The organism is Mycobacterium sp. ML4, from assembly GCF_054515735.1.
Genome location: NZ_JBTNSY010000019.1, coordinates 1 through 24,179, shown reverse-complemented (window position 1 = coordinate 24,179; position 24,179 = coordinate 1). Strand labels below are relative to the sequence as shown.

The 24,179-nt window shown below is 65.5% G+C and carries 28 protein-coding genes; 12 read left to right on the top strand and 16 right to left on the bottom strand.

All coding sequences use genetic code 11. The features are described from left to right. Window positions 1-76 precede the first annotated feature (76 nt). Genes ACX9NE_RS20820 through ACX9NE_RS20810 form a run of 3 tightly spaced genes read left to right on the top strand, consistent with a single transcriptional unit; the run spans window position 77 to window position 3,118 of the window. Window positions 77-571, top strand: coding sequence for a carboxymuconolactone decarboxylase family protein (locus ACX9NE_RS20820; protein WP_459364059.1), 495 nt, complete (start codon window positions 77-79; stop codon window positions 569-571). Between the two features lie 43 nt (window positions 572-614). Then, on the top strand, window positions 615-1,967 hold the full coding sequence (locus ACX9NE_RS20815; protein ID WP_459370755.1) for a type I glutamate--ammonia ligase: 1,353 nt from the start codon (window positions 615-617) through the stop codon (window positions 1,965-1,967). Beyond that, window positions 1,964-3,118, top strand: coding sequence for an amidohydrolase family protein (locus ACX9NE_RS20810; protein ID WP_459364928.1), 1,155 nt, complete (start codon window positions 1,964-1,966; stop codon window positions 3,116-3,118). The genes ACX9NE_RS20815 and ACX9NE_RS20810 overlap by 4 nt, the downstream gene beginning before the upstream one ends. Window positions 3,119-3,128: 10 nt before the next feature. On the opposite strand, the gene ACX9NE_RS20805 is transcribed toward ACX9NE_RS20810, so the two are convergent. The 7 genes from ACX9NE_RS20805 to ACX9NE_RS20775 form a co-directional block, all read right to left on the bottom strand. Then, window positions 3,129-3,581 carry a nuclear transport factor 2 family protein gene (locus ACX9NE_RS20805; protein WP_459364927.1) on the bottom strand — a complete coding sequence of 151 codons (453 nt, stop codon included), beginning with the start codon at window positions 3,579-3,581 and terminating at the stop codon, window positions 3,129-3,131. 272 nt (window positions 3,582-3,853) lie between these two features. After that, window positions 3,854-5,170, bottom strand: coding sequence for a cytochrome P450 (locus ACX9NE_RS20800; protein ID WP_459364926.1), 1,317 nt, complete (start codon window positions 5,168-5,170; stop codon window positions 3,854-3,856). Between the two features lie 57 nt (window positions 5,171-5,227). Beyond that, window positions 5,228-5,650, bottom strand: a complete 423-nt coding sequence (locus tag ACX9NE_RS20795) for a lipoprotein LpqH (protein WP_459364925.1) — start codon at window positions 5,648-5,650, stop codon at window positions 5,228-5,230. A 48-nt stretch (window positions 5,651-5,698) separates the two neighbouring features. After that, window positions 5,699-6,529 carry an SDR family oxidoreductase gene (locus ACX9NE_RS20790; RefSeq protein WP_459364924.1) on the bottom strand — a complete coding sequence of 277 codons (831 nt, stop codon included), beginning with the start codon at window positions 6,527-6,529 and terminating at the stop codon, window positions 5,699-5,701. 22 nt (window positions 6,530-6,551) lie between these two features. Continuing rightward, window positions 6,552-7,007, bottom strand: coding sequence for an SRPBCC family protein (locus tag ACX9NE_RS20785; RefSeq protein ID WP_459364923.1), 456 nt, complete (start codon window positions 7,005-7,007; stop codon window positions 6,552-6,554). A gap of 51 nt (window positions 7,008-7,058) precedes the next feature. Beyond that, on the bottom strand, window positions 7,059-7,484 hold the full coding sequence (locus ACX9NE_RS20780; protein ID WP_459364922.1) for a transglycosylase family protein: 426 nt from the start codon (window positions 7,482-7,484) through the stop codon (window positions 7,059-7,061). 98 nt (window positions 7,485-7,582) lie between these two features. Further along, the gene (locus ACX9NE_RS20775) at window positions 7,583-8,185 is read right to left on the bottom strand and encodes a chorismate mutase (RefSeq protein ID WP_459364921.1); all 603 of its coding nucleotides are present in this window, start codon (window positions 8,183-8,185) and stop codon (window positions 7,583-7,585) included. Window positions 8,186-8,345: 160 nt separating this feature from the next. Here ACX9NE_RS20775 and ACX9NE_RS20770 point away from each other — a divergent pair, with 160 nt between their 5' ends. Next, window positions 8,346-8,918 carry a hypothetical protein gene (locus ACX9NE_RS20770; RefSeq protein ID WP_459364920.1) on the top strand — a complete coding sequence of 191 codons (573 nt, stop codon included), beginning with the start codon at window positions 8,346-8,348 and terminating at the stop codon, window positions 8,916-8,918. Window positions 8,919-8,986: 68 nt separating this feature from the next. Here ACX9NE_RS20770 and ag85B read toward each other — a convergent pair whose 3' ends face one another. After that, the gene (gene ag85B / locus ACX9NE_RS20765) at window positions 8,987-9,967 is read right to left on the bottom strand and encodes a diacylglycerol acyltransferase/mycolyltransferase Ag85B (protein ID WP_459364919.1); all 981 of its coding nucleotides are present in this window, start codon (window positions 9,965-9,967) and stop codon (window positions 8,987-8,989) included. Window positions 9,968-10,542: 575 nt separating this feature from the next. On the opposite strand from ag85B, the gene ACX9NE_RS20760 reads away from it, so the two are divergent. Beyond that, window positions 10,543-11,685, top strand: a complete 1,143-nt coding sequence (locus ACX9NE_RS20760) for a DUF7159 family protein (protein WP_459364918.1) — start codon at window positions 10,543-10,545, stop codon at window positions 11,683-11,685. 1 nt (window position 11,686) lies between these two features. Here ACX9NE_RS20760 and ACX9NE_RS20755 read toward each other — a convergent pair whose 3' ends face one another. The 4 genes from ACX9NE_RS20755 to ACX9NE_RS20740 form a co-directional block, all read right to left on the bottom strand. After that, a complete protein-coding gene (locus ACX9NE_RS20755) occupies window positions 11,687-12,244 on the bottom strand; it encodes a YceI family protein (RefSeq protein ID WP_459364917.1) in 558 nt (185 codons plus the stop codon). A gap of 2 nt (window positions 12,245-12,246) precedes the next feature. Continuing rightward, the gene (locus ACX9NE_RS20750) at window positions 12,247-13,260 is read right to left on the bottom strand and encodes an alcohol dehydrogenase catalytic domain-containing protein (RefSeq protein ID WP_459364916.1); all 1,014 of its coding nucleotides are present in this window, start codon (window positions 13,258-13,260) and stop codon (window positions 12,247-12,249) included. A 15-nt stretch (window positions 13,261-13,275) separates the two neighbouring features. Continuing rightward, window positions 13,276-14,571 carry a cytochrome P450 gene (locus ACX9NE_RS20745; protein WP_459364915.1) on the bottom strand — a complete coding sequence of 432 codons (1,296 nt, stop codon included), beginning with the start codon at window positions 14,569-14,571 and terminating at the stop codon, window positions 13,276-13,278. 127 nt (window positions 14,572-14,698) lie between these two features. Continuing rightward, window positions 14,699-15,382, bottom strand: coding sequence for a TetR/AcrR family transcriptional regulator (locus tag ACX9NE_RS20740; RefSeq protein ID WP_459364914.1), 684 nt, complete (start codon window positions 15,380-15,382; stop codon window positions 14,699-14,701). Window positions 15,383-15,706: 324 nt separating this feature from the next. Here ACX9NE_RS20740 and ACX9NE_RS20735 point away from each other — a divergent pair, with 324 nt between their 5' ends. The 3 genes from ACX9NE_RS20735 to ACX9NE_RS20725 are packed head-to-tail and all read left to right on the top strand — an operon-like array spanning window position 15,707 to window position 16,684. Continuing rightward, window positions 15,707-16,114: a hypothetical protein gene (locus tag ACX9NE_RS20735; protein WP_459364913.1), complete on the top strand. Its 408-nt coding sequence runs from the start codon at window positions 15,707-15,709 to the stop codon at window positions 16,112-16,114. Between the two features lie 15 nt (window positions 16,115-16,129). Next, the gene (locus ACX9NE_RS20730; RefSeq protein ID WP_459364912.1) at window positions 16,130-16,411 is read left to right on the top strand and encodes a hypothetical protein; all 282 of its coding nucleotides are present in this window, start codon (window positions 16,130-16,132) and stop codon (window positions 16,409-16,411) included. A 51-nt stretch (window positions 16,412-16,462) separates the two neighbouring features. Beyond that, a complete protein-coding gene (locus ACX9NE_RS20725) occupies window positions 16,463-16,684 on the top strand; it encodes an Rv1893 family protein (protein WP_459364911.1) in 222 nt (73 codons plus the stop codon). A gap of 18 nt (window positions 16,685-16,702) precedes the next feature. On the opposite strand, the gene ACX9NE_RS20720 is transcribed toward ACX9NE_RS20725, so the two are convergent. Together ACX9NE_RS20720 and ACX9NE_RS20715 are read right to left on the bottom strand one after the other, a co-directional pair. Continuing rightward, a complete protein-coding gene (locus ACX9NE_RS20720; protein WP_459364910.1) occupies window positions 16,703-17,833 on the bottom strand; it encodes a nitronate monooxygenase in 1,131 nt (376 codons plus the stop codon). 111 nt (window positions 17,834-17,944) lie between these two features. Beyond that, a complete protein-coding gene (locus ACX9NE_RS20715) occupies window positions 17,945-18,409 on the bottom strand; it encodes a hypothetical protein (RefSeq protein WP_459364909.1) in 465 nt (154 codons plus the stop codon). Window positions 18,410-18,589: 180 nt separating this feature from the next. On the opposite strand from ACX9NE_RS20715, the gene ACX9NE_RS20710 reads away from it, so the two are divergent. The 3 genes from ACX9NE_RS20710 to ACX9NE_RS20700 are packed head-to-tail and all read left to right on the top strand — an operon-like array spanning window position 18,590 to window position 22,483. Then, window positions 18,590-20,518 (top strand): flavin-containing monooxygenase, encoded by a 1,929-nt coding sequence (locus ACX9NE_RS20710; protein ID WP_459364908.1) that lies wholly within the window; start codon window positions 18,590-18,592, stop codon window positions 20,516-20,518. 4 nt (window positions 20,519-20,522) lie between these two features. Continuing rightward, window positions 20,523-21,548, top strand: a complete 1,026-nt coding sequence (locus tag ACX9NE_RS20705; RefSeq protein WP_459364907.1) for an alcohol dehydrogenase catalytic domain-containing protein — start codon at window positions 20,523-20,525, stop codon at window positions 21,546-21,548. A 23-nt stretch (window positions 21,549-21,571) separates the two neighbouring features. Next, window positions 21,572-22,483: a carbon-nitrogen hydrolase family protein gene (locus ACX9NE_RS20700; protein ID WP_459364906.1), complete on the top strand. Its 912-nt coding sequence runs from the start codon at window positions 21,572-21,574 to the stop codon at window positions 22,481-22,483. Window positions 22,484-22,486: 3 nt separating this feature from the next. Here the strand turns inward: ACX9NE_RS20700 and ACX9NE_RS20695 are convergent, their stop codons facing one another. Together ACX9NE_RS20695 and dtd are read right to left on the bottom strand one after the other, a co-directional pair. After that, complete coding sequence (locus ACX9NE_RS20695) at window positions 22,487-23,395, bottom strand: class I SAM-dependent methyltransferase (protein WP_459364905.1); 909 nt, start codon at window positions 23,393-23,395, stop codon at window positions 22,487-22,489. Window positions 23,396-23,412: 17 nt separating this feature from the next. Further along, the gene (gene dtd, locus ACX9NE_RS20690; protein ID WP_459364904.1) at window positions 23,413-23,844 is read right to left on the bottom strand and encodes a D-aminoacyl-tRNA deacylase; all 432 of its coding nucleotides are present in this window, start codon (window positions 23,842-23,844) and stop codon (window positions 23,413-23,415) included. A gap of 33 nt (window positions 23,845-23,877) precedes the next feature. Between dtd and ACX9NE_RS20685 the strand changes: the two genes are divergently transcribed. Continuing rightward, window positions 23,878-24,179 (top strand): MTH1187 family thiamine-binding protein (locus tag ACX9NE_RS20685; protein ID WP_459364903.1); only part of this gene is annotated, 302 nt, incomplete at its 3' end.

Here is a 24,179-nt window from a genome sequence, read left to right as displayed (position 1 = left end):
GCCCCAGATGGGCCCTTGCCGCGTTCGCTTTTCAAGCCCTAGCCGTCCCCGGTGTGCGCGGGCGTACCATCTCGCCATGAGCCGAATCGGAAGTTTCGCCGATGACGATGTGGCCGGCTGGGTCCTGAAATCGCCTGAACTGGGCGGCGCCATGGCGAATTTCAGCCGAGCCGTCTACACCAGCAACAGGTTGCCGCTGCGCACCCGCGAAATTGCGCGTGCCGTGATCGCCAACAACAACGAATGCGTTGTGTGCGCCAACACCCGCGACGCCGACGGGCCGGCCGCAGGAGTCGATGAGGAGCTCTACGACCACGCCACCGAGTGGCGCACCTGGGCGGGCTACAGCGAGCAAGAGCGGCTGGCGGCCGAGTTCGCACACCGCTTCTCCACCGATCACACCGCGCTGCGCGACGACGAAGACTTCTGGACCCGGGCCAATGAACATTTCTCCCAGGAGTTGCTCGCCGACCTGGCGATCTCGTGCGCGCTGTGGGTGGGCATGGGCCGGGTGCTGCGAACCCTGGACATCGGTCAGGCCTGCAAGCTGACCCTGCCCAGCCGAGTCTGACCCTGCGCCGGCGTTCATCGGCTCGGGCCGCACAATATCTGCCATGACCGCCACCCCGCTCGCCGCAGCGGCAATCGCCCAACTCGAGGCCGAGGGGGTCGACACCGTCATCGGCACCGTGGTCAATCCCGCCGGGCTCACACTCGCCAAGACCGTGCCGATCCGGCGTACCAACACCTTCGCCGATCCTGGTCTGGGCGCCAGCCCGACCTGGCACGCGTTCGCGATAGACCAGACCGGCATCGCCTTCACCGACGATGTCAGTGTCGTCGGCGACCAACGCCTGCGCCTCGACCTGTCGGCAATGCGCATCGTCGGCGACGGGTTGGCGTGGGCACCCGCTGGATTCTTCGAGCAAGACGGGCACCCTGTCGCGGCGTGCAGCCGCGGGACACTCGGCCGCATCGAAGCCGCGCTGGAACAAGCCGGCATCCAGGCCATCGTCGGCCACGAGATCGAATTTCTCCTGGTAGATCCCGACGGCGGCCGGCTACCCGCAACGTTATGGGCGCAGTACGGCCTGGCCGGTGTTCTCGAACACGAGGCATTCGTTCGCGACGTCACCGCCGGCGCCACGCTGGCCGGGGTGGCGATCGAGCAGTTCCATCCCGAATACGGGCCCAATCAGTTCGAGCTCTCGCTGGCGCCACAGCCACCGGTGGCCGCCGCCGACCAACTGGTGTTGATGCGAATCATCATCGCCCGTGCCGCCCGCCGCCACGGGCTCCGAATCAGCCTGTCCCCGGCACCGTTCGCAGGCAGTGTGGGATCTGGTGCACACCAACATTTTTCACTCACCATGCCGGAAGGCCCGCTATTCTCCGGCGGCACCGGCCCTGGTGGCATGACGGCGGCCGGGCAAGCCGCGGTGGCCGGGCTGTTACGCGGCCTACCGGAGGCTCAGGGAATTCTGTGTGGATCGATCGTCTCCGGCCTGCGGCTGCGGCCGGGCAACTGGGCTGGCGCGTACGCCTGCTGGGGCATCGAAAATCGGGAAGCCGCAGTGCGTTTCATCCAGGGCGGCCCCGGGAACCCGCGCGGCGCCAACGTCGAGGTGAAGATCGGCGATCCCTCGGCCAACCCCTACCTGGCGACCGCCGCGATTCTTGCGCTCGCACTCGACGGCATCACCGGCGAGGCCGCGTTGCCGCCGGAGACGACGGTGGATCCGGCGACGCTGTCCGATGACGACAGGTGCGGTGCCGGAATTCGGCTGCTACCCAACGAGCAGATCGAAGCGATTACCGCGCTGGACAATTCGGCACTCATGCGCAGGCTGCTGGGCGACCCGGTGGTCGACACGGTGACTGCGGTGCGCCGGATGGAGCACGATCGATACGCAAATTTGGGTCCCGAAGCGCTGGCGGACAAGTTCCGGATGGCCTGGAGCCTATGACGTCGGCGATCCGTCATTCCGCATTGGCGCAACATGTTCGGCAGGTGGCGCTGATCGACCAGCACGTGCACGGCTGCTGGCTGGAGACGGGGGACCGGCGGCGTTTCGAGAACGCGCTCAACGAAGCCAATACACAACCACTTGCCGACTTCGACTCCGCCTTCGACACTCAACTCGGCTTCGCGGTGCGCAACCACTGCGCCGTACTGCTCGGCCTACCCAGACATGCCGATCCGCAAGACTATTGGGAGCGCCGGAGCGAATTCAGCGAAACCGAACTGGCGCAACTGTTCCTGCCGGCCGCCGGCGTGAGCAACTGGCTGGTCGACACCGGATTCGCCGAAGGCGTGACCGGCGTCGCCGAACTCGGTGAACTGTCGGGTCGCCGCGCCTATGAGGTGATACGTCTGGAGCAGGTGGCCGAGGAGGCCGCGCAGGCCGCGGGCGATTACGCGTCGGCATTCGAAGAGATCCTGAACCGCCGCGCCACTGGCGCCGTGGGCACCAAGTCGATCATGGCCTACCGAAGCGGGTTCGAAGGCGATCTGAGTGAGCCGTCACCGAAGGAGGTCAGCGTCGCGGCGCGACGCTGGCGCGAGCAGGGCGGCGTCCGGTTGCGCGACCGGGTGCTGCTGCGGTTCGGGTTGTATCAGGCGTTGCGCCTCGGCAAACCGCTGCAGTTCCACGTCGGTTTCGGCGATCGCGACTGCGACCTGCACAGGACCAATCCGCTGTACTTGCTTGATTTCCTGCGCAAGTCGGGGGACACCCCAATAGTGTTGCTGCACTGCTATCCCTACGAACGCGAGGCCGGCTATCTGGCTCAGGCCTTCAACAACGTCTATGTTGACGGCGGGCTGACGGTGAACCATCTCGGGGCCCGCGCTCCAGCGTTCATCGCCCGCCTCCTCGAACTCGCCCCCTTCCGCAAGGTCCTGTACTCCTCGGACGGTTTCGGCCCCCCGGAACTGCATTTCCTCGGAGCCGCGCTGTGGCGCAACGGCATCGGGCGGGTATTAGGCGGGTTCGTCGAGGCCGGCGATTGGAGCGAGGCCGAGGCGATCCGGGTGGTAGACCTGATCGCCCAGCACAATGCCGCGCGCATTTACCGCCTGGCCAGTGGCGATCCCCGTGGCCCGATCAACGCATGAACCGACGTGTTCAGACCACTGCGCTGGCGTCAAACACCCAGCTCACATCACCCTTCGCCAGGTTCTCGAAGTGTTGCGGCGGCGCGAATGCCAACAGACTGTTCATATCCCAATAGTCTTTCCAGACCGTAATTTTCCCGTCAACGACCTTGTGTACGCTCACGAACCGCAGCACCCCTTGCTCGCCGGTCCGAAAGGTCCACGTCTCCGAGTGTTCGTACACGACGTCCGATCCATTGGACACCAACACGCCGTCGTGATTCTCGTAGCCCGCCAACTCCGCAAGGCCGATCTTGAGCCTCGTCACGATGTCCTCGTGGCCACGGGCCGAGACCGCCGGCACCGGCATGTCCACATAGAGGCAGTCATCGGACAGGAACGTCTTCACGGCATTCCAGTCCCGCTGCGAAAGTGCCTGCCACATCCCGGTCACGACGTCCTCCGCGGGACTGTCTTGTGTCATACCCGCCAATAAACTCGGCTACCGTATGGGTGTCAACCACGGCTCTGGGCGGCATGGGCGGCGAATGCAGGGCGCGTGGGCCGCGCTCGACCTGAACTCCAGTGTCGGCCAACTGCGAAAGTGGCCTCCCACAGTGCACTGGTCTGGCAATTGCTGACAGCCTGCGCATTAGCGGCATCGCCGGCGGTGCCTTTCTACGGGCGGCGCTACAACGCCGTCGCAGCCGCCGACGCCTGGCATCGATTGATCGGTTCGGTCGTTATCTCGCCTGACTACCGCGTGGCCATCGATCGGGCCGGACCGAGGTTCACCGGCAGCGTCGACCAGCCCCGCAACACCCGCGTGCTGCGGCGGCTGCCCACACCCGCGGCCCTGACGTCGGGGAAGCGGTCGAAGAACGTACGTAAACCGACTTCGCCTTCGGCCCGGGCCAGCGCGGCGCCCAGACAGAAGTGGCGACCCGTCGAGAACGCGAGATGCTTTCCGGCATTGGGCCTTTCAACGTCGAAATGGTGTGGATCGGCGAACACCGACGGATCGCGGTTGGCGGCAGCCAGGTAGGTCACCACCACCTCGTCCCGATAGACCGGCATCCCCGCCACCTCGACGTCGTGGCTGGCCACCCTTGCGGTCAGCTGCACCGGCGAGTCGAGCCGTAGGATCTCCTCGACCGCGTTGGGCCACAATTCCGGCTGCGCACGCAGCTTCTGCAGTTGGCCGGGATGGTCCAGCAGCATCCGGATTCCGTTGCCCAGCAGGTTTACCGTGGTTTCGAACCCGGCAACGAGCACCAGGCCGGCAACGGCCTGCAACTCGATATCGCTGAGATAGCTTTCCTCGTCACCGCTTTGCGCTGTCCGGATCAACTGGCTCATCAGGTCGTCACCCGGCGTGCGCTGCAAATGTCGCAGATGCTGCACCAGCCACGCGTTGAAGCCGGCGACTCCGCGCCGCACGCGCAGGTACTGCTGCCAGGACAACCCGATGTCCAGGCTCGGGGCGGCCAATTCACCGAACTCGAGCACGCGCCGCCGATCGTATTCGGGTACGCCCAGGATCTCACTGATCACGGTGATCGGTAACTGAGAGCAGTACCGCCCCACGATGTCGACAGCACCGGGCCGGTCGACGAGCTGATCGAGCAATTCGTCGGCCGTCTGCTGTACCCGGTCACGCAGCGCAGCCACCGCCCGTGAGGTGAACACCGACGAGACCGTCCTGCGGTAACGGGTGTGATCCGGTGGCTCGACGGCCAGCAGCGACGGCGGCCGCATCGGGTGCAACCGCGCGTCGCGAGTGTGAGACTCCAACCAGCGCAACGGCTTCGGCAGGCTGTCGCCGAAGTTGACGACGTGGAAGTCATCCGATCGCAGCAGATCATGGGCGATGCGGTGGTCGACCGTCATCAAGCTCGCGCGGTTGCGTACCAGCGCCCCGCGCCGTCTCACCTCGTCGTAGAAAGGTACCGGGTCGTCCAGGACGGTCGGATCGGCGATCAGCCTGGCCTGCAGGTCACCACGCCGGATCCCGAATTTCGCAATACCACGGACCACGCCGTGCATCGCGAACCAGTGCAGTCTCTCTTTCACCGTGGCTCCATCGAATCGAGTGTCCTGCCGCCAGGGTAGGCGGTCGGCACTCGACGGTCAGCACTCGGCGCTGATCTTGAAGTCCGTCGTGATGACTTTGTTGGGGTTGTTGCGGTTGATGCCCGATGCGCTGCCGGTGATGGTGTATGCATTCTTGTTGACGTCGACGTGCGCGTTGCCGACCCCACCTTCGTAGTAGCTGCCGGTGAAACCGTCGACGTTGCGGATCTTGACGAACTGCGGTAGCACCCGGTCGCCACTGAGCAGGACCACCGCTTGAACCTGGCCGCCGCGGTCGCCGATGTCGATGGTCCGGTACGCCTCGATCTGACTGCACGCCGGAGGGCGCGTGGTGTGCGCGGCACCGTCGATGGTCACGTGCGCGGCTTTGCGGGGCATGATCTGCGCACCACCGCAACCGGACACGGCGCTGGCGCACGCCACCAGGATTCCCGCCACCGCGACCGTTCGGTTCTGCACCAGCCACCTACCTATTCGGCCCATCTGCGGCGCCTTCGGCCCCCCACATTATTGCGGGTTGGGATCCAGCCTGGGCAATGCTTTGATGACGCGACTTCGGACGAACTCCGGGCTGATGCCCTTCAGCCGGTCGATCCACCGGATGCCGCGCGGCACATACCAGTGCAGGCGCGTCGGGTGCTGGTAGGCCTGCCAGGCCGCCTCGGCCACGCTGGAGGCCGGCATCAGACGGAACATGCCTCTTTTGGGCGCAGCGGCCAGCAGTTCCTCGTGGGACATCTGGGCGGTGGAGCCATCGGAGTGCTGTGGCGTAGAGGTGAGGATGGCAGTGTCGATCAACCCGGGCAGCACGTCAGCCACCCGGACGCCGTGACGCTGCCACTCCACGCTCAATGCCTCCGTCAGACCTTTGACGGCATGCTTGGTCGCCGAGTAGACGGCGATGCGCGGCATGCCGTAGGTGCCCGAGGACGACGACGTCGAAAACATCAGGCTGCCCGGCGCCTTCTTCAGGTAGGGGAGTGCCCCGTAGGCGCCCGTGAGCACGGCCTTGAAGTTCACGTCGACGACCCGCATGGCGGCCTCGTACGGCACGTCCTCGAACCAGCCGCCCTCACCGATGCCGGCGTTGTTCCACATCATGTCGAGGCCACCGCCGGAGTTGCCGGCGCAGAAGTCGGCCAGCGCAGTATCCAGAGCGGCCTTGTCGGTCACGTCGACCACTCGGGTCCACAACCTGGCACCCAGCTCCACGCTGAGCGCGGCCAGGCCGTCGTCGCTGCGGTCGATGGCGCCGACTCGCCAGCCTCTGCCGTGGAACAACCTGACGCCTTCGCGGCCCATCCCGCTGCCCGCACCAGTGATGAATATCGTCTTCACCGATCTGATCTCCGCCAGCCCCTCAGCCTGCTTCGACCACATCTTTGATGCGATGCAGCGTCTTTGTCATGTCTCGTATGTTGCGGCGTTTACGTAAGAAGCCTCCCAACACCATGTAGACATTGTTGAACGGGGACGGAGCTAGCCGAAACGACTCGGTGACGTCCGTGCCGTCACCTGCTGGCACCAGCTTGTAATGCCAGTTGTTCACCACCCGGTCGCCCACCAGCACAGCAAACCCGAACTCGCGACCGGGATCGCACGCCGTCACCTCGCAAGTTGTCCAGTACACCGGCCCGATCTCGTTGCGGCGGACATGGCCGCGAAAGCGCGCCCCGAGTTCGGGTCCGGTCGCCTCACCCAGCCACTCGGCCTCGAAGGTTTCCGGCGAGAAGCGTCCGGTATTTCGAATATCGGCAATTAATTCCCAGATCTCGTCCGCCGGCGCCGCCATATGAACTGTCGCTGAACCCTCCATAGAAGGATCCAATCACGCCGTCTGTAACAAAACGCGGCGCCCCGCCGATAATCATTGTCTGGGCGTGAACAATCCGATGATCTGGGTGATGGTCTGGGTTAGCGTCTGACCCGGCTTGGGCAGCTGCGCGATCCCCGGTCCCATGCCGCCGGCGCTCGCGCACTTGGGCCAGGCACCCGGACCCTGACCGGCCAGGACTCGGTTCGCAACATCGATTTGTTGCTGCTTGGAGGCTTTCGCGGGGTTTCCGACGCCGCCGTATTCCTCCCAGGTGGCTTGCTTGAACTGCAAACCACCGTAGGCGCCATTGCCGGTGTTGGCGGCCCAGTTACCGCCGGACTCGCACTGCGCGACGGCTTCCCAGTTCATGGCGTCGGCCTCGGCGGTACCGGTGGACAGCGACATGCCGGTCGCGATGAATCCTGCGGTGATCGCCGACTTGATGAGGGGCTTTGTGTGGTTCGTCATGTCCGGCATTTCGCCGACCGTGTTCAAAGCGTTACCCAGTAGAAAAAATTATGAGATCGGTTGTCTACCGCCTTGAGATTGGCGCAAACGCCGTTGCGGGGGCGGGCTCAAGCGGTCGGCTGGGCCCGGCAGTACGACGCAGTGGCGACCGTTAGGGCACGTCGGTACAGGTCGTCGAAGCGGTGCGACCGGATCGCTTCGCCGGTGGCGTCCTGCAGCAGGCCAGCGCATGCGGGGGAGTTCAGCAAACCCCAATTAAGTGTTATGTGAGACAAAATCTTAGTGTTCATCGCGTCGATGGCGGCACGCGAGACGGACAGATCCACCGGTGCCGGCGGCACCCCGGCCGGGTCCAGCTTCCAGTCAGCGAACCGCTGGTACTCGATGGCCAGGGTTGCTCTGATCTGGTCGCTGAACACACGGCCGACGTAATCCGGGTCGATGTGTGCGGCCGCGGCTTCGGTGCGCAGTGCTGAGAGTTCCTGATCGACGCGGGCGGGATCGTCGATCGCAGTGTTCGCGTTCCACTTGTAGGCGGCCACCGGCTCAGCGATCTGCAGCCGCTCGGCGAGCGTCGCCGCCAGCTCGGTCAGGGGCCCGGCGCCGTCGGCCCGGGCCGGCGCCGTTGCCGTGCCGGCGATGAACGCCGCGAGTACGAGCGGAACCGCAGCGGAGCCGGCCCGAGCGGGCCATGGCGCCTCGGATGGCACTCGTCAGGCCCGGCTAGTCGTCCGGCGCACTGGAAGGGTTGGACGAGTCCGCCGCAGCCAACACTCGTACCTCCTTCGACGCTTCCTCAGTGCAAGTTACGTGCAGTCTGTACGACAGTCAATCGCGCTCCGGGTATGCCAGATGACCAAGAATGGTGTCATGCGTGCAGACTGGTTGCGTTCGACACAGGCCCGGTTACTGCTGGCGGCCACACTCGGAATCTCGCTACTGCTTGGCGGAACTTTCCTGGCGGTAGACCGCCTACATGCGACGTCCGCCGATGTGCTCAACCACCCGGGCCCGGCAGCCTCCGACGAACAGAGCCGAACCCAAGCCGTCGGGGCGGCCAGACACATCGTCGCCGCGGCGCAACTGCACCCGACGACGGCGGGTTATCTGTTGATGTCGTGCCGGGACCGGGAGAACCCGCCCTACCAGGGAGCGGTGTACCTCACTTTCACGGTGCCCGCCGGTACCCGCGCCGACGTCTACCTGGCGGACATCGCAAAGGCCCTGATCGCCGACCGCTGGGTGGCGGGTCTGCCGCCCGGCGGCCACCCGTACAGCATGTCCATGTCCAAGAACGCGGTCACCGCACTCATCTACCGCCAGGACGACGACGCGAATTTGGGCGTGCTAAGGGTATACGGGGAATGCCACAACACCAGCGATCACCGCACCGACCCGACGGCGTGGGTTGATGTCACCGGCGAAGTCGCAGGAGGCGGTTAGCGCTGAACGCACTACTGCGCTTGACAGCGGTCACCGTCAAGCGCAGTAGTAGGTGGTTGTCGGACGGGTCAGCCTCGGGCGCCCAGTGCCCCCTGAAGGTCGCCCTTCATCGCCTGAAGCTGCTGGCCCCAGTACTCCCAGCTGTGCGTACCGTCGTTCTGGAAGTTGAACACGGCGTTGTGGCCACCGGCCGCGGTGTAGGCGTCCTGGAATTTCAGGTTGCTGCTGCGGACGAAGTTCTCCAGGAACTCGGCCGGCAGGTTGGCACCGCCCAGTTCGCTGGGCTTGCCGTTACCGCAGTAGACCCACAGGCGGGTGTTGTTGGCCACCAGCGTCGGAATCTGCTGCGTCGGGTCGTTGCGCTGCCACGCCGGGTCGCTCGAGGGACCCCACATGTCGGACGCCTTGTAGCCGCCCGCGTCACCCATGGCCAAGCCGATCAGCGACGGTCCCATGCCCTGGGAGGGGTCCAGCAGCGCCGACAGGGAGCCGGCGTAGATGAACTGGGCGGGGTGGTAAGCGGCCAGGATCATGGCCGACGAGCCCGCCATCGACAGACCGACCGCGGCGCTGCCGGTCGGCTTGACGCTGCGGTTGCTCTGCAGGTACGAGGGCAGCTCGCTGGTCAGGAAGGTCTCCCACTTGTAGGTGGAGCAGCCCGCCTTACCGCAGGCCGGGCTGTACCAGTCGCTGTAGAAGCTGGACTGGCCACCAACCGGCATGATCACGGAAAGGCCCGACTGGTAGTACCACTCGAAGGCCGGGGTGTTGATGTCCCAGCCGTTGTAGTCGTCCTGGGCCCGCAGGCCATCGAGCAGGTACACCGCAGGAGAATTGTCGCCGCCGCTCTGGAACTGCACCTTGATGCTGCGTCCCATGGACGCCGACGGCACCTGTAGGTACTCGACCGGCAGACCCGGCCGGGAAAATGCTCCCGCGGTCGGCGCACCGCCGGCGAGTCCGATCAGGCCCGGCAGGGTCGCGGCCGCAGCCGCACCGACCAGGAGTCGGCGACCCCAGGCCCGTATCTTCCCGCTCACGTCTGTCATACCTGTGCCCCTTGTCATTATGTCTTTTGTTCCCGGCAGAACTTACCGTGCGACTGGGCCGAATGTCGATTCGGACGCAATCACGTGTCAGTTCCATATCGGTTACCGCCGCGGATACAGCAACTGTGTTACCGGGCCCTCGTCGGATGAACCGCATTCGTTATAGCCCGCGGCCGACACGGGCGAACGCAGCACACGCCGCGGAGTTATGCAGGCGTTACGCACTTGACATCGGACGGAGCTACCCGAACGCACGAGGCCGCACCGCACTGGTGGTGCGCGATCCGAAGCGGCTAGAGCAACATGTCGCGCGTTTACCGCGCGCGCCGCGGCCAATTTTCGGTGTGCCGGCGGGCAAGTGACCGATGTTTGAGAGTCACCTGCGGGTTTCCCGCCAACTTCAATGCCGGCCAAGACGAAGTGGCTGCGAGCGCGTAGGCTCGCTCGGAGCAAGCCGACTGCAGACCCGCTATCCCGGTCCGTTCCGGCACTCCCGCGCCACAGCACCGTGCCCCTTGGTGCCCGCGGCACGGCGGAGGGCTCGGCAGGTCATGGGAACGATTGAGGTGCGAAATTTGGATACGGTACTTGGGTTATCTGTGACGCCGACCACCGTGGGGTGGGTCCTAGCCGAAGGGCACGGCGCCGACGGCGCGATCCTCGACCACCGCGAATTGCCGTTGCAGGACAGCCTGCAGAACAGTCACGGCGTGCGTGTTGTGAGCACCGCGCAGCAGGTGACGGATGAGGTTTTGCGGGCCCGCGAGATCGCCGTCGCCGACAATCACCGGCTGCGTATGGTAGGGGTGACCTGGAGCGACGAGGCTGCCGCCCAAGCCGCGCTACTGCTGGAGGCCCTCACCGATGCCGGGTTCGACAATGTCGTGCCCGTTCGCCAACTCGACGCTGTGGAGACCTTGGCCCAGGCCATCGCGCCGGTCATCGGATACGAGCAGACTGCTGTGTGCATCCTCGAGCGCGAGTGGGCAACGGTAGTCATGGTGGACACCCACGACGGTGAGACCCGGACCGCCGTCAAGCACGTCCGCGGTGGCTACGACGGTTTGACGTCCTGGCTCACCGGCATGTTCGACCGCAGCACCTGGCGCCCCGGTGGCGTGGTAGTGGTCGGTTCCCAGACCGACGCCAACGACTTCTCCTGGCAGCTGGAGCGGGTTCTGCCGGTTCCAGTCTTCGCCCAGACCATGGCCCAGGTGACTATCGCGCGCGGAGCCGCACTGGCGGCGGCGCACACCACCGAGTTCACCGACGACGAACTCGTAGCGGACTTAGCCCCGCCCGTCGCCGTCGCTCCCGTGCGGTCGCGCCAGTACGCCGGGGCGGCAACCACGCTGGTCGCCGCAGCTGTGACGTTCGTGGCGTCGGTTTCGCTGGCCGTGGGTCTGCAGCTGACGCCGGGCAAGGACTCCGCGCCCTCCCAGCCGGCGCACAAGTCCACCCCGCCGATGGCCGAGGCGGTGGAGCCGCCGCCGGTTCCACCTCCCGCGCCGGCGGTTCCGGTGGTCTCACCCCGGCCGCCGCTGCAGCAGGAGCCGGTCCGTCTGACTGCCGGCGAACAGGTCGAGGAATCCTCGCCGGGCGGACCGGCCACCCCATCGGTGCCCGAACCCGACCCCGCCGACGGCCCGTTGCGGCTCAGCAGGGTGCTCGACCACATCCCGGGCACTTTTACCGAGTCCGGGCGGCCACCGGAATAAGTCAATCCTTGCGCCGGGTCGCGGCAAAGGACACCGTTACCTCATCGGCCACCTGCAACGATCCCATCAGTAATGAGTAAGGTTTGACGCCGAAATCGGTCTGTTTGACTACGGATTGAACCGTCAGCCGCCACGAGTCGGCGAGTTCTTCGGTGCGCAGCTCTACCACGTGGTCGCGGTCGCGGCCCCTGATCTGCAGGGCCCCGCTGAGCCGGTACCCGTTCTCGGTCTTCTCGATTTCCTCCGCGTTGAATCGTATCTGCGGAAACCGATTGGCGGACAAGGACTTCAGCGCATTCGCGCGCACCAATGCCTTCTCCGGTCCGGACAGGCCCTTGACGCCGCCTTCGCCGCGCACCACCTCCAGCGAGTCCACCTCGACCACCAGCGTGGCCGTATCGGGTTTCCCGTCACTCCAATTCACACTCGCCTGCCACCGGGTCATGGCAATGGTGAGCCGGTGGCCCATCCGGGCCGCACGGCCGGCCACCCCGGTGTGCAATGTCAATTCGCCGTCGGCCGCGCCGAAGGTCCACACGGCGTTCGCATCGGTCGCCACGGTCAGACGGTCAGGACGGTCCGGTAGTGCGCCCGACCCTGCTCCAGCGCCGCATAACCGTCGGCGGCCTGCGCCAGCGGTAGCTCCTCGGTCCACGCGCGCACACCCGACAGCAGCGCGAAATGCATTGTTTCCTCAATGTCTTTCGCAGTTCCCGACGGATGGCCGACAATGCTGAGTCCCGGGGTGATCAATTGAACCGGACTGATGGGCAACGGCTCCGGGCTCACGCCGATGGTGACCAGTTCGCCCTGGGGCAGCAGCCCACCCAGGGTGTCGGCCATGGCTTGCGAATTGCCCGCCGTGGCAAGCACAACCGCCACGCCGCCCAGGCTACGCAGCGTTTCGGCGACGTTCACACTGGTCGAGTCGACATAGTGATGGGCGCCGAGCTTCTTGGCGTCCTGGGCCTTGGCGGTGCCGCGTGCGACGGCGATGGTTTCGAAACCCATGGCCCGCGCCCACTGCACACCGAGATGGCCCAGACCGCCGACGCCGAGAACCGCGACCCGGTCACCGGGCAGCGCCCGGGTGTGACGCAGCGCGTTGTAGGTAGTGACGCCGGCACAACCCATCGGAGCTGCTTCGACATCGCTGAGTCCGGACGGAATTCGCGCCAGGGCGGTGACGGGCACCGTCACCGATTCCGCGTAGCCGCCGGGATACTGCCAGCTCGGCACCTTCCCGTTGGCGCAATGGATGAAAATCCCCCTGCGGCACGGGTCGCAGTGATTGCAGTTGCCACCGAACCATCCCACCGCCACGCGGTCACCGACAGCGAATTCCTCGACGCCGTCGCCGAGTTCGGCGATGGTGCCGGCGATCTCGTGGCCGGGGGTCAGCGGCCAGGTCATGTCGGGAAATCCCCCGTTGACGAAGTGCGCGTCGGTGCCGCAGATGCCACACGCGGTGACGGCGATACGCACCTCGTCACGACCGGGCGGCGCTGTCTCGACTTCGGTCAGCTCCAGCGGCGCGCCCGCGTATTGAACATGGACAGCCTTGTGTATGGGCATGTGATCTCGGTCCGCTCAGTGCGCCACCGGGCATTGCTGACCGGAAGCTGTTCGGTCGGTGTGGTAGTCCACCTGCCAGTGCTTGATGCCGTTGAGCCAGCCGGACCGCAACCGCTCGGGTTTGCCGACGGATTCCAGGTCGGGCGTCGCATCGGCGACCGCGTTGAACATCAGGTCGATCGTCATGCGGGCCAGATTGGCGCCGATGCAGTAGTGCGCGCCGGTGCCACCGAATCCCACGTGCGGGTTGGGGTCGCGCTTGATGTTGAAGGTGAACGGGTCGTCGAACACGTCCTCGTCGAAGTTGGCTGAGCGGTAGACCATCACCACTCGCTGGCCCTTCCTGATCTGGACGCCGGATAACTCGTAGTCCTCCAGCGCGGTGCGCTGGAAGGAAGTGACCGGCGTGGCCCAGCGGACGATCTCGTCGGCTGTGGTGACCGGACGCTCCCGCTTGTAGAGCTCCCACTGATCCGGGAAATCGGTGAAGGCCATCATGCCCTGGGTGATGGAGTTGCGGGTGGTCTCGTTGCCGGCCACCGCGAGCAGGATGACGAAGAAGCCGAACTCGTCGTCGCTGAGTTTGTGACCATCGACGTCGGCCTGGACCAGCTTGGTCACGATGTCTTCGCCGGGGTTCTGCGCCCGGTCGGCTGCCATCTGCATGGCGTACATGATCAGTTCTACCGAGGCGGTGAGGGCGTCGTTGGTGGCGAACTCGGGATCCTGGTCACCTACCATCTGATTGGACCAGTGAAACAATTTCATCCGGTCTTCTTGCGGCACCCCCAGCAAGCCGGCGATGGCCTGCAGCGGTAACTCACAAGACACCTGCTCGACGAAGTCTCCGGAACCCTGCGACGCCGCTACCTCGACGATGCGGCGGGCACGTTCGGCGAGGTCGTCGCGCAGGCGCTCGACGGCGCGAGGGGTGAAGCCGCGGGAGATGATCTTGCGCAGGTGGGTATGTTGCGGGGCGTCTTGGTTGAGCAGGACGAACTTGCCCCGCTCGATCTGTTCCCCCACGGTGCCATCCTTGTAGCGGGGCAGCGCGGTCTTGGCCAGACTGGAGAACACGTCGCTGCGCCGGGAGATCTCCTTGACGTCCTTGTGCTTGGTCACCACCCAGAAGCCGCCGTCATCGAAACCGCCCGCCCCATAGGGCTGCTCGTTCCACCAGATCGGTGCGGTTCGGCGTAGCTCGGCCAGTTCCTCCACCGGCAGACGCTCGGCGTGGATGTCCGGGTCGGTGAAATCGAACCCGGGGGGCAGGTTCGGCTTTGCTTGCGGTTCGGCTGGCGTCGTTGACAATTGCCCTACTCCTCGTAACCGTTTTCACGTGGGCGTCCGGTGCCAATAATCCCTTGCTACACCACGGTTGGGAAGCCCGGAAAAGACGCGGAGCCGAACTGGAACGTGTTCAGGCGCGACGGTTACGTCAGCCTGCGGTCAGAGGGTATGGCTCGGGCAGCAGGCCCGCGATCCCCGGCGATGGGGGAGGGCCGCTGTCCACTACGTCCTGCACGCCCGCCCGCAGGTATTCACGCACCGAGTAGATGTAGCCGCCATCGCGTCGCGTCACGATGCGCTCGGACATGCCGATCACACAGGCCGACATCGCCGCAACCGCTTCGGAGTCATCACGATTCCACGCCAGCCTCGACAGGTACTGCATGAGTGCGCTCATTTCGGCCTCCACGTCACCCAGTTGACAGAAGACCTCGGCAGGCATCGGCCGCCGCAGGATCGCGTCACGCCTGGCCGCCGACAACAGCGCCGCGGAGCGCGGATATTGCCTGGGGTAGAGGAGCGGGGCCTCGGCTGCAGCACACACTTTTTCTCTCGGATCGCCGGGTGTTTCGTCGACCAGGCTGGTGAGCAACGTCAGGAACCGCCGAGCGGCGCGAAGCCAGGTACGGCCGATCAACGCGGCGCCGGAACCGAAGTGATTGCGGATACGAATGCAGGAGTATCCGGTGGCGATGCTGATGTCACGAATGGTCAATGCGTCAGGCCCGAATTCCGCGATGTGCAGCTCGGCCGCGTTGATGACGTCGGACGCAAATTCGGTGCCGGCGCCTGTGCCGGGCAGGCGCCGTTCGCGGATTGGATAGCTCGGCATCGGGCTGCTCCTCGGCCGTCATGGAAACGTCCATTGATGCCGATTACTGTGTAGCGGAATTTTGTGACACTCCTTGATCAATCGTGAAATCCGGTGCTCACGCGCGCGACTGCGTCCGGTATGGCGGCGATCGACCGCATCGCCCACCAGGACCGGCACGGGCCGCCCGACAGATTGTGCTGCCCGCCAGTATGTTTGGACACCGCTAGCTGGGTCGCGGCTGCCCCTTCCAAATGTGGTCGCCGATATGGCCTTGTGGCCGGTACAGCAATAGTTATGCTCGTGAGGAACGAGGCACCGGTGCCAGGAAAGGACGAGCGGAACATGATTCGCGAAATAGTCGCCGCCGCTGCGATCACGGGTTCGGTGATCGGGTTGGCACCCGTCGCCAGTGCCGATAACGGACGGTGGGAGGGCGACGTCCCCGGGATGAACTACGACGCATCGCTGGGGGCGCCGTGCGACAACTACGAACGTTTCATCTTCGGGCGCGGCCCCAGCGGTCAGGCCGAGGCCTGCCACTTCCCGCCGCCCAACCAATTCCCGGCGGCCACCACCGGTTACTGGGTCATCTCCTATCCGCTCTACGGAGTGCAGCAGATCGGGGCGCCGTGCCCCAAGCCGCAGGCCGCGGCACAGTCACCGGCCGGCCTTCCGATGCTGTGCTTGGGCGCGCAGGGGTGGCAGGAGGGGTGGTTCACCGGAGCCGGGTTCTTCCCGCCCGAGCCGTAATCCGGCGCGATCCCGATGTCCGCGAACGCTGCACCGATTCCACGGTGGTTGCGGTTTGTCCTGGCATCTGATCGTGCCGGATCCGCGTGGTACATCGGCACCGGGTTCTTCTTCGCGCCGGTGTTGGCCGCGCTGTCGCCATGGCCGACTGTGACCACCGTGCTGTGGTGGATTATCGGGCTGGCAGGATTATGGCTGGGCCTACTCGGAATCGCGATGGCCGCAGGACTGGCACGAGTTCTCCGGTCCGGTGGCGAGATCCCAGAGGACTACTGGCGCTCTCTCGTCGACTACTGATCGACGCGCCTACTGTCACATCCAACGTTTGCCAACGAAGAGGAGATCACCATGGCCTTCGATCCCAAAGATGCGGTAGACGCCGTCCGCGACATCGCCACCAACGCCGTCGAGAAGGCGTCGGACATCGTGGAGCATGCCAGCGATATCCTCCGTGGCGACATCGCCGGCGGAGCCAGCGGCATTGTGCAGAACTCCATCGAGATCGGCACGCATGCAGTCGACCGCGTGAAAGAGGTTTTCACCGGCAAGGACGACGACGACCTGGACTGAGCGCGCTGCGCCCCGCGATCAGATGGCGGCCGCGGCGTTGAGTTCGTCGAGGCGGGTGGTCGCGTCGAGGTATTCCTGCACCCACCGCTCAATGACGGCGGACGTCTTCTCCACCTTGTGGAACTGACCGACGACCTGCCCTACCGGGTTGAAGGCCACGTCGACCGACTCGTTGGGGTACCGGTTGGTGGCCCGCACCGCCATCCCGGAAACCATGTACTGCAACGGCATTCCAAGCGGCTTCGGGTTCTCCGGCTTCTCCCAGGCCTCGGTCCAGTCGTTACGCAGCATGCGGGCCGGCTTGCCCGTGAACGACCGGCTGCGCACGGTGTCGCGGCTGCTCGCCTTGGCGTACGCGGCCTGCTGGATGGGGGTGTTCGACGATTCCTCGACCATCAGCCATTGGGAGCCTGTCCACGCGCCTTGCGCGCCCAGCGCCAGCGCCGCGGCGATCTGCTGGCCGCTGCCGATGCCGCCGGCGGCCAGCACCGGAAGCGGCGCGACCTCCTTGACGACCTGGGGCCATAACACGATGGAGCCGACCTCGCCGCAGTGACCGCCGGCCTCGCCGCCCTGGGCGATGATGATGTCGACGCCCGCATCGGCATGCTTGCGGGCCTGCGACGGCGAGCCACACAGGGCCGCCACCTTGCGGCCTTCGGCGTGAATGTGCTTGATCATCTCCGCCGGCGGCGTACCCAGCGCGTTGGCGATCATCGTGACCTTGGGATGTTTGAGTGCGACCTCGACCTGCGGGGTGGCGGTAGCCTCGGTCCAACCCAGCAGCTGCAGACTGTCCCCGTCGCTCTCCTCCACCGGAACACCGTGGTCGGCCAAGATCTTCTTGCCGAAATCCAGGTGTTCCTGCGGAACCATCTTGCGCAGGGTCTCGGCCAGTTCCTCGGCCGACAGGTGCGAGTCCATGCCCTCGTACTTGTTAGGGATGACGATGTCCACGCCGTAGGGGTGGTCCCCGATGTTCTCGTCGATCCAGTTCAGCTCGATCTCGAGCTGTTCGGGGGTGAAGCCGACGGCGCCCAGCACGCCGAACCCGCCGGCTTTGCTGACAGCGACGACCACATCGCGGCAGTGAGTGAACGCGAAGATCGGGAACTCGATACCGAGTTGATCGCATAGGGCGGTGTGCATGCCTACTCCTGTGGGGCGCGGGACCGATGCAAGAAATTGAAACGTGTTCTAGTTTAATACCAATCTCGTCGATGAGACCGGCCAGGTCCGCTTTGTTGCAACTAGGCCCCTTCAGGTCAGTAGGCCGTACGCCAGCCATACCGCCAGAAAGCCGGCCATGCAGGCAAAGCAGACGAGGTGATCGCGGCATACGGCAAGCGCAAGACGGCTCTGCTCGACGGGCGGGTCGACACGGCTGCCGAGGCGAACCGCGTGGGGGACGGTGCGCACGAGGGCCAGCGCCACCGGGATGGCTGCGGCGACGCCCGATGTCACCAAGAGCCAGAATGGGCCACCACCGTCGGCAGCCTCGAATGCCAACGCGCCCAACAAGATCAGCATCACCAGCACAATCAGCCGACTCATCGGCCGAGAGGTGGTGGTGGCGCGGCGGTAGTAGCCGGCGATCGACGCCAGAACAGCCTCGGGCAACTCTGCGCCCGTATCCCGCCGCCGCAACACCTGCACGTCGAATATGAGGTCCATCCACAGCACGGCGAGTAGGAACCCGCCGCAGGCAGTCAGGAGCGGTGTCATCGTCTGCGCTCACCTCCGTTTACCGACGACCCATTGTGTCGGCGAACGGTCGTTATTGTCGCGCAACGGGCTTGGAACTGCGGGTCAGCCTTGATCCAGCACGCCGCCGCGGGTACCGTAGCGGGCATTACGCAACTTGCGGTAGCGTAATTCCCAGGCCTACCGAAAGGATGTCGCTCGATGCGCAACCGGTACGCCGGAGAACCCTTCACGACGTCCACACCGGAAATCGCCGAGGCGCTCGAGGACGTCAGCGTCCCGACGTTGCTGCTGTCACTGGTGCACATCACCGGCGACCCGCGCTTCATCCGCGACTTCAAGCAGATGGGCCTGTTCCTCAATGAGGTGCAGGGATTTATGTCCGAGGAGGACAAGGCCAGGGCGCGGGCCGAGGCCGTCGCGGTGCTCACCGATTACCGCGACCGAGGCTGCCCCGAACCGGCGCCGTTGAGCGACGAACTGATCCGGGAGATGATGGATTGGGCGGCCTGCGAACACGTTCCAGACGATTATCTGCCGCTGGCCCTGGAGGAGATGGACCTCGAGGGTGCCGACCCTCGTCATCCGTCGGCGCTACCCGCGGAGAGTGCGGCGGACTTCCCGGTTGTCGTGATCGGGTGCGGTGAATCGGGCATTCTGGCCGGAGTCCGGCTCCGACAGGCCAACATACCGTTCACCATCATCGAGAAGAACGCCGGCCCCGGCGGAACGTGGTGGGAGAACAGCTATCCCGGTGCGCGGGTGGACGTCGCGAATCATTTCTACTGTTACAGCTTCGAACCCAACAACGAGTGGACACATTTCTTCGCCGAACAGCCCGAATTGCAGCGCTACTTCACCGCGGTGATGGCCAAGCACGATCTGCACCGCAACGTGCTCTGGAAGACCGAGGTACTCGGCGCCGAATGGGACGATGCGGCCGGCGTCTGGAACGTGGCGCTACGCGGTGCCGACGGCGATACCAGCATTCAGGGGCGAGCGGTCATCACGGCGGTCGGACAGCTGAATCGACCCCACATCCCCGAGTTCCAGGGGGCCGACACCTTCGCCGGGCCGTCGTTCCACTCCGCGGCGTGGGACCACTCGGTGGACCTGACCGGCAAACGGGTAGCGCTGGTGGGCGCCGGTGCCAGCGGATTCCAGATCGCTCCGGCGATTGCCGGAAGCGTCGAACATCTGACGATTTTCCAGCGCACCGCGCAGTGGATGTTCCCCAACCCGATGTATCACGACCAAGTCGGCGAGGGCGTGCGCTGGGCGATGCGACACCTGCCGTACTACGGCCGGTGGTACCGGTTCCTGCTGCTGTGGCCGGGTGCCGACAAGGGCTTGGACGCGGCGCGGGCGGACCCGAACTACGCCGATCAGGACTACGCGGTCAGCGACGTCAATGCCGCCGCACGAATCATGTTCAGTCAGTGGATCACCGGTCAGCTCGACGAGGACTCGGAGTTGCTGACCAAGGCGATGCCGGACTACCCGGCCACCGGCAAGCGCACGTTGCAGGATGACGGAAGCTGGCTGAAAACCCTGCAGCGCGACAATGTCGAGTTGGTGCGGACACCGATCGAGCGAATTACGCACGGCGGCATCGTTTCCGACGACGGTGCGACACATGACGCCGACATCATCGTGTACGCCACCGGGTTCCGTCATACCGACGTGCTGTGGCCGCTGAAGATCCGCGGCCGCAACGGGATTGACCTGCACGAGCGGTGGGGGAGCCGTCCGTTCGCGCACCTGGGCATCACCGTGCCGGGATTTCCCAATCTTTTCCTGATCTACGGGCCGGGCACGCACCTGGCCCACGGCGGCAGCCTGATCTTCCAGTCCGAATTGCAGATGCGTTACATCAACCTGTGTCTGCAGCATATGGTCGAGCAACAGATCGTCGCGCTGGAGCCCACCGACGAGGCGGCCGCGCAGTGGCATCAGCGAACGCAGGCGGAGATAAAGCAGATGGTGTGGTCGCACCCCGCCGTCAAGCACTCCTACTTCAAGAACGCCCACGGGGAGATCCACACCGTCAGTCCGTGGCGCCTCAACGAATACTGGGCCGCGGTGCGCAAACCGGACTGGTCTGATTTCGTTCTGCGACAGGAGAATTGAGTTCATGCGCACGGTAGTCATCGACGGCCCGGCCAGCATCCGGCTCGACAACCGCCCTGACCCCGAGCTCACCGGCCCGGACGGCGTGATCGTGGCCGTGAGCGCCGCCGGCATCTGCGGATCCGACCTGCACTTCTACGAGGGCGACTATCCGTTGGCCCAGCCGGTGGCTCTCGGTCACGAAGCCGTCGGCACCGTGGTGGAGGCCGGTTCCGACGTGCGTACCGTTAAAGTCGGCGACGAAGTGCTGGTGTCCTCGGTGGCCGGATGCGGTAGGTGCCCAGGCTGCGCCACCAACGACCCGGTGATGTGCCACTCGGGTCTGCAGATCTTCGGCGGCGGTGAGCTTCCCGGTGCTCAAACGGATCTGCTCGCCGTACACGCGGCCGACTTTCAGGTGCGCAGGATTCCCGAGGGCATCAGCACCGAGCAGGCACTTCTGCTCACCGACAATCTCGCGACCGGCTGGGCTGCGGCGCAGCGGGCCGACATTCCGTTGGGCGGCACCGTTGCGGTGTTCGGATTGGGCGCGGTGGGCTTGTGCGCGCTGCGCAGTGCGTTCGCCCAAGGCGCGGCAACCGTTTTCGCGGTCGATCGCGTCGAGGGGCGGCTACAGCGCGCCGTTGCTTGGGGCGCCACCCCGGTGTCGTCGCCCACGGTGGAGTCCATCCTGGCCGCCACCGGCGGTCGCGGCGCGGACTCGGTGATCGATGCCGTCGCGACGGACGCATCCCTGACCGACTCCCTCTACGCCGTGCGACCGGGCGGCACCGTCTCGGTGGTCGGCGTGCATGATTTGCGGCCGTTTCCCTTCCCGGCCCTGGCGTGTCTGATCCGCAGCATCACGGTGCGCTGGACCACCGCACCCGTGCAGCGCACCTGGCCGGAGCTGATTCCGTTGCTGCAGTCCGGCCGTCTTGATGTCGACGGGATTTTCACGACGACACTGCCTCTGGATGAGGCGGCCAAAGGCTATGCGACCGCCGCCGCACGGTCCGGTGATCATGTCAAGATCCTGCTGACGCCTTAGTCACTTGTGGCAGCATAATTTCCATGCGCTGTGCAGCAATCCAACTCGAGGCGGTGCCGGCCGACGTCGACGCCAACCTGGCCACCGTTGAACGTCTCGTCGAGGAAGCCGTCGGCGCCGGTGCGCAGACCATCGCTTTGCCGGAGTTCTTCACCACCGGCGTCGGGTTCTGGCCCGAGCTGGCCGATGCGGCGCTGCCGGTCGACGGTAAGGCCACCGAACTGCTGCTGGCTCTGGCGGCCCGGCACGAGGTGATGCTCGGCGGCTCATTGTTGATCCGCGACACCGACGGAAACGTGCGCAATGCTTATCTGGTTGTCACTCCGCAGGGCGTCGCCGGGCGGCACGATAAAGACCTTCCGACGATGTGGGAGAACGCTTTCTACGTGGGCGGGTACGACGACGGGGTAATCGAGGTCGGTGATCTGACGGTGGGCGCTGCGGTGTGCTGGGAGTTGATGCGCACCCAGACCGTACGTCGCCTGCGTGGCCGCATTGACCTGGCGATGACGGGTTCCGGCTGGTGGTCCATCCCTGACTGGTGGCCGCGAGTGGCCTTCCGCCGGATGGAACGGCGCAATGCGGCGACGGCCCGGCAGGCAGCGGCGTCGTTTGCCGGTTATGTGGGGGCCCCGGTTTTGCATGCGGCACACGTGGGAGCCGTGCGGTGCCGCATGCCGTGGTTGCCGTTGGGGTACGCGGGCCGGTTTGAGGGCGGCACTATGATCGTCGCCGCCGACGGCAGGGTGCTGGCCTCTGCGGCCGAGGGCGAAGGCGTCATCGTGGCCGATGTCTCCGTGGGCCGTGGCGAGCCGAGCTCCGTTGTGCCTGAACGGTTCTGGCTGCACCCCCGGGGCGCGCTGCCGGCGGTGGTGTGGCACTACCAACGGGCGCACGGTCGCCGTTACTACCGACAGCATGTCGCACCGTCGTGACCGTCAGCGGGTGGCTGACACGTACTGCGAGCGCATGAAGCTGTCGATCTTCACGTCGACGGCGGGCGGGGTCAGCCCGTAGCCGGCTTGCAGGCTCAGGGTGTTCCGGACGGGCTCGACAGACCACCCGTGCTCCCTGAGCCATACCGCCGCATCGGCCGGGTTGTCGTAGGTGAGCGCGGAGAAGTCGACGTCCCCGGACATATCGACGCCGGGATGCGCCCGTTCCAGTTCGGCGAGTTGGTCGTGGTCCAGGCGAGAACCCAATGCGCCGGTCGCAATCCGACTGTCCGGTGCGCTGTGTTCGTGGATCCGACCGAACAGGGCTTCTTGGGCGTCGCGAGTCAGGTAGGGCAGCAGTCCCTCCACCGACCAGGCGGCGGGAACCTCTGGGTCGAAACCGGCTTCGGTGAACCGAGCGGTCCAGTCGCTGCGCAGATCCGCCGCGACCTGCACCCGCCGCGCCTTGGGCTGGGCGCCAAGCCGGTCGAGCACCTGCGACTTGAAATCCAGTACCTTCGGCAGGTCCACTTCGAAAACCGTTGTCTCCGAGGGCCAATCGAGGCGAAACGCCCGGGAGTCCAGGCCGGCGGCGACGATCACCGCCTGCTCGATGCCCGTTTCGCCGGCGTTGGTGAAGAAGTCGTCGAAGAATCGGGTTTGCACGCCGTACAAGCGGGGAAAGGTGGTTTCGTCCTCGGAGGTACCGGGGTTGTCGAGCAATCCGGTGAGATAGGGATCAGCAGTCGCCCTGATGAAATGCTGCGCGTAGTCGTCGCGCACCAGCGGCCGTGCACTCAATGCATGTACCGCCCGCCAGCCCGCCACGAGCAGCGCCGTATAGCCGACACCGCTGACGATGTCCCACTGGTCGTCGTCGGAACGGAGGGAGCCGTAGTCAGGTGTCTTCATGCAGCCGAACGTACCTGTCACAGCTCCAGCAGCACGGTCACCGGGCCGTCGTTGGTCAGAGCGACTTGCATGTGCGCACCGAACGCTCCCATTTCGACGTGTGCGCCCTGTGCGCGTAGCGCGTCAGCGAATGTGTCCACCAGCGGTTCGGCGACCGCTCGCGGCGCGGCCGCGTTCCAGGACGGACGTCGGCCTTTTGCGGTGTTGGCATAAAGAGTGAACTGACTGACCACCAGAATTGGAGCATCAACGTCGGAAGCGGATTGCTCGTCCTCGAGGATCCTCAACTGCCAGAGCTTTTCGGCCAGGCGGCGAGCCTGCTCGGATCCGTCGCCATGGGTCACGCCGACGAATGCGAGCAGGCCCTGACCCGAGGGCCTAATGGCGCCCACCACCCGGCCGTCCACTGTCACTGAAGCCGAGGAGACCCGTTGCACGAGAAGTCGCATGGGCTCGATGCTGCCATGGGTAGGCTCGACTCAGTGTCTGTTCTGGTTGCGTTTTCGGTGACGCCGATGGGCGTGGGGGAGGGCGTCGGCGAGATCGTCGCCGAGGCGGTCCGGGTTGTCCGCGAGTCGGGGCTGCCCAACAAAACGGACTCGATGTTCACCGTGATCGAAGGTGACAGCTGGGCGGAAGTGATGGCCGTGGTGCAGCGGGCTGTGGAAGCCGTGGCCGCGCGGGCACCGCGGGTCAGTACCGTGATCAAGGTGGACTGGCGTTCAGGGGTGACCGGCGCGATGACCCAGAAGGTGCAGTCCGTCGAGCACTACCTGGCCGGCGA

Coding starts and splice junctions, on each gene's coding strand:
- ACX9NE_RS20705 (WP_459364907.1), top strand. CDS start 20,523: ATGCGCACGGTAGTCATCGACGGCCCGGCCAGCATCCGGCTCGACAAC.
- ACX9NE_RS20695 (WP_459364905.1), bottom strand. CDS start 23,395: ATGAAGACACCTGACTACGGCTCCCTCCGTTCCGACGACGACCAGTGG.
- ACX9NE_RS20730 (WP_459364912.1), top strand. CDS start 16,130: ATGTCCGCGAACGCTGCACCGATTCCACGGTGGTTGCGGTTTGTCCTG.
- ACX9NE_RS20815 (WP_459370755.1), top strand. CDS start 615: ATGACCGCCACCCCGCTCGCCGCAGCGGCAATCGCCCAACTCGAGGCC.
- ACX9NE_RS20740 (WP_459364914.1), bottom strand. CDS start 15,382: ATGCCGAGCTATCCAATCCGCGAACGGCGCCTGCCCGGCACAGGCGCC.
- ACX9NE_RS20715 (WP_459364909.1), bottom strand. CDS start 18,409: ATGACACCGCTCCTGACTGCCTGCGGCGGGTTCCTACTCGCCGTGCTG.
- ACX9NE_RS20735 (WP_459364913.1), top strand. CDS start 15,707: ATGATTCGCGAAATAGTCGCCGCCGCTGCGATCACGGGTTCGGTGATC.
- ACX9NE_RS20700 (WP_459364906.1), top strand. CDS start 21,572: ATGCGCTGTGCAGCAATCCAACTCGAGGCGGTGCCGGCCGACGTCGAC.
- ACX9NE_RS20770 (WP_459364920.1), top strand. CDS start 8,346: ATGCGTGCAGACTGGTTGCGTTCGACACAGGCCCGGTTACTGCTGGCG.
- ACX9NE_RS20720 (WP_459364910.1), bottom strand. CDS start 17,833: ATGCACACCGCCCTATGCGATCAACTCGGTATCGAGTTCCCGATCTTC.
- ACX9NE_RS20805 (WP_459364927.1), bottom strand. CDS start 3,581: ATGACACAAGACAGTCCCGCGGAGGACGTCGTGACCGGGATGTGGCAG.
- ACX9NE_RS20785 (WP_459364923.1), bottom strand. CDS start 7,007: ATGGAGGGTTCAGCGACAGTTCATATGGCGGCGCCGGCGGACGAGATC.
- ACX9NE_RS20820 (WP_459364059.1), top strand. CDS start 77: ATGAGCCGAATCGGAAGTTTCGCCGATGACGATGTGGCCGGCTGGGTC.
- ACX9NE_RS20710 (WP_459364908.1), top strand. CDS start 18,590: ATGCGCAACCGGTACGCCGGAGAACCCTTCACGACGTCCACACCGGAA.
- ACX9NE_RS20780 (WP_459364922.1), bottom strand. CDS start 7,484: ATGCCGGACATGACGAACCACACAAAGCCCCTCATCAAGTCGGCGATC.
- ag85B (WP_459364919.1), bottom strand. CDS start 9,967: ATGACAGACGTGAGCGGGAAGATACGGGCCTGGGGTCGCCGACTCCTG.
- dtd (WP_459364904.1), bottom strand. CDS start 23,844: ATGCGACTTCTCGTGCAACGGGTCTCCTCGGCTTCAGTGACAGTGGAC.
- ACX9NE_RS20725 (WP_459364911.1), top strand. CDS start 16,463: ATGGCCTTCGATCCCAAAGATGCGGTAGACGCCGTCCGCGACATCGCC.
- ACX9NE_RS20750 (WP_459364916.1), bottom strand. CDS start 13,260: ATGCCCATACACAAGGCTGTCCATGTTCAATACGCGGGCGCGCCGCTG.
- ACX9NE_RS20810 (WP_459364928.1), top strand. CDS start 1,964: ATGACGTCGGCGATCCGTCATTCCGCATTGGCGCAACATGTTCGGCAG.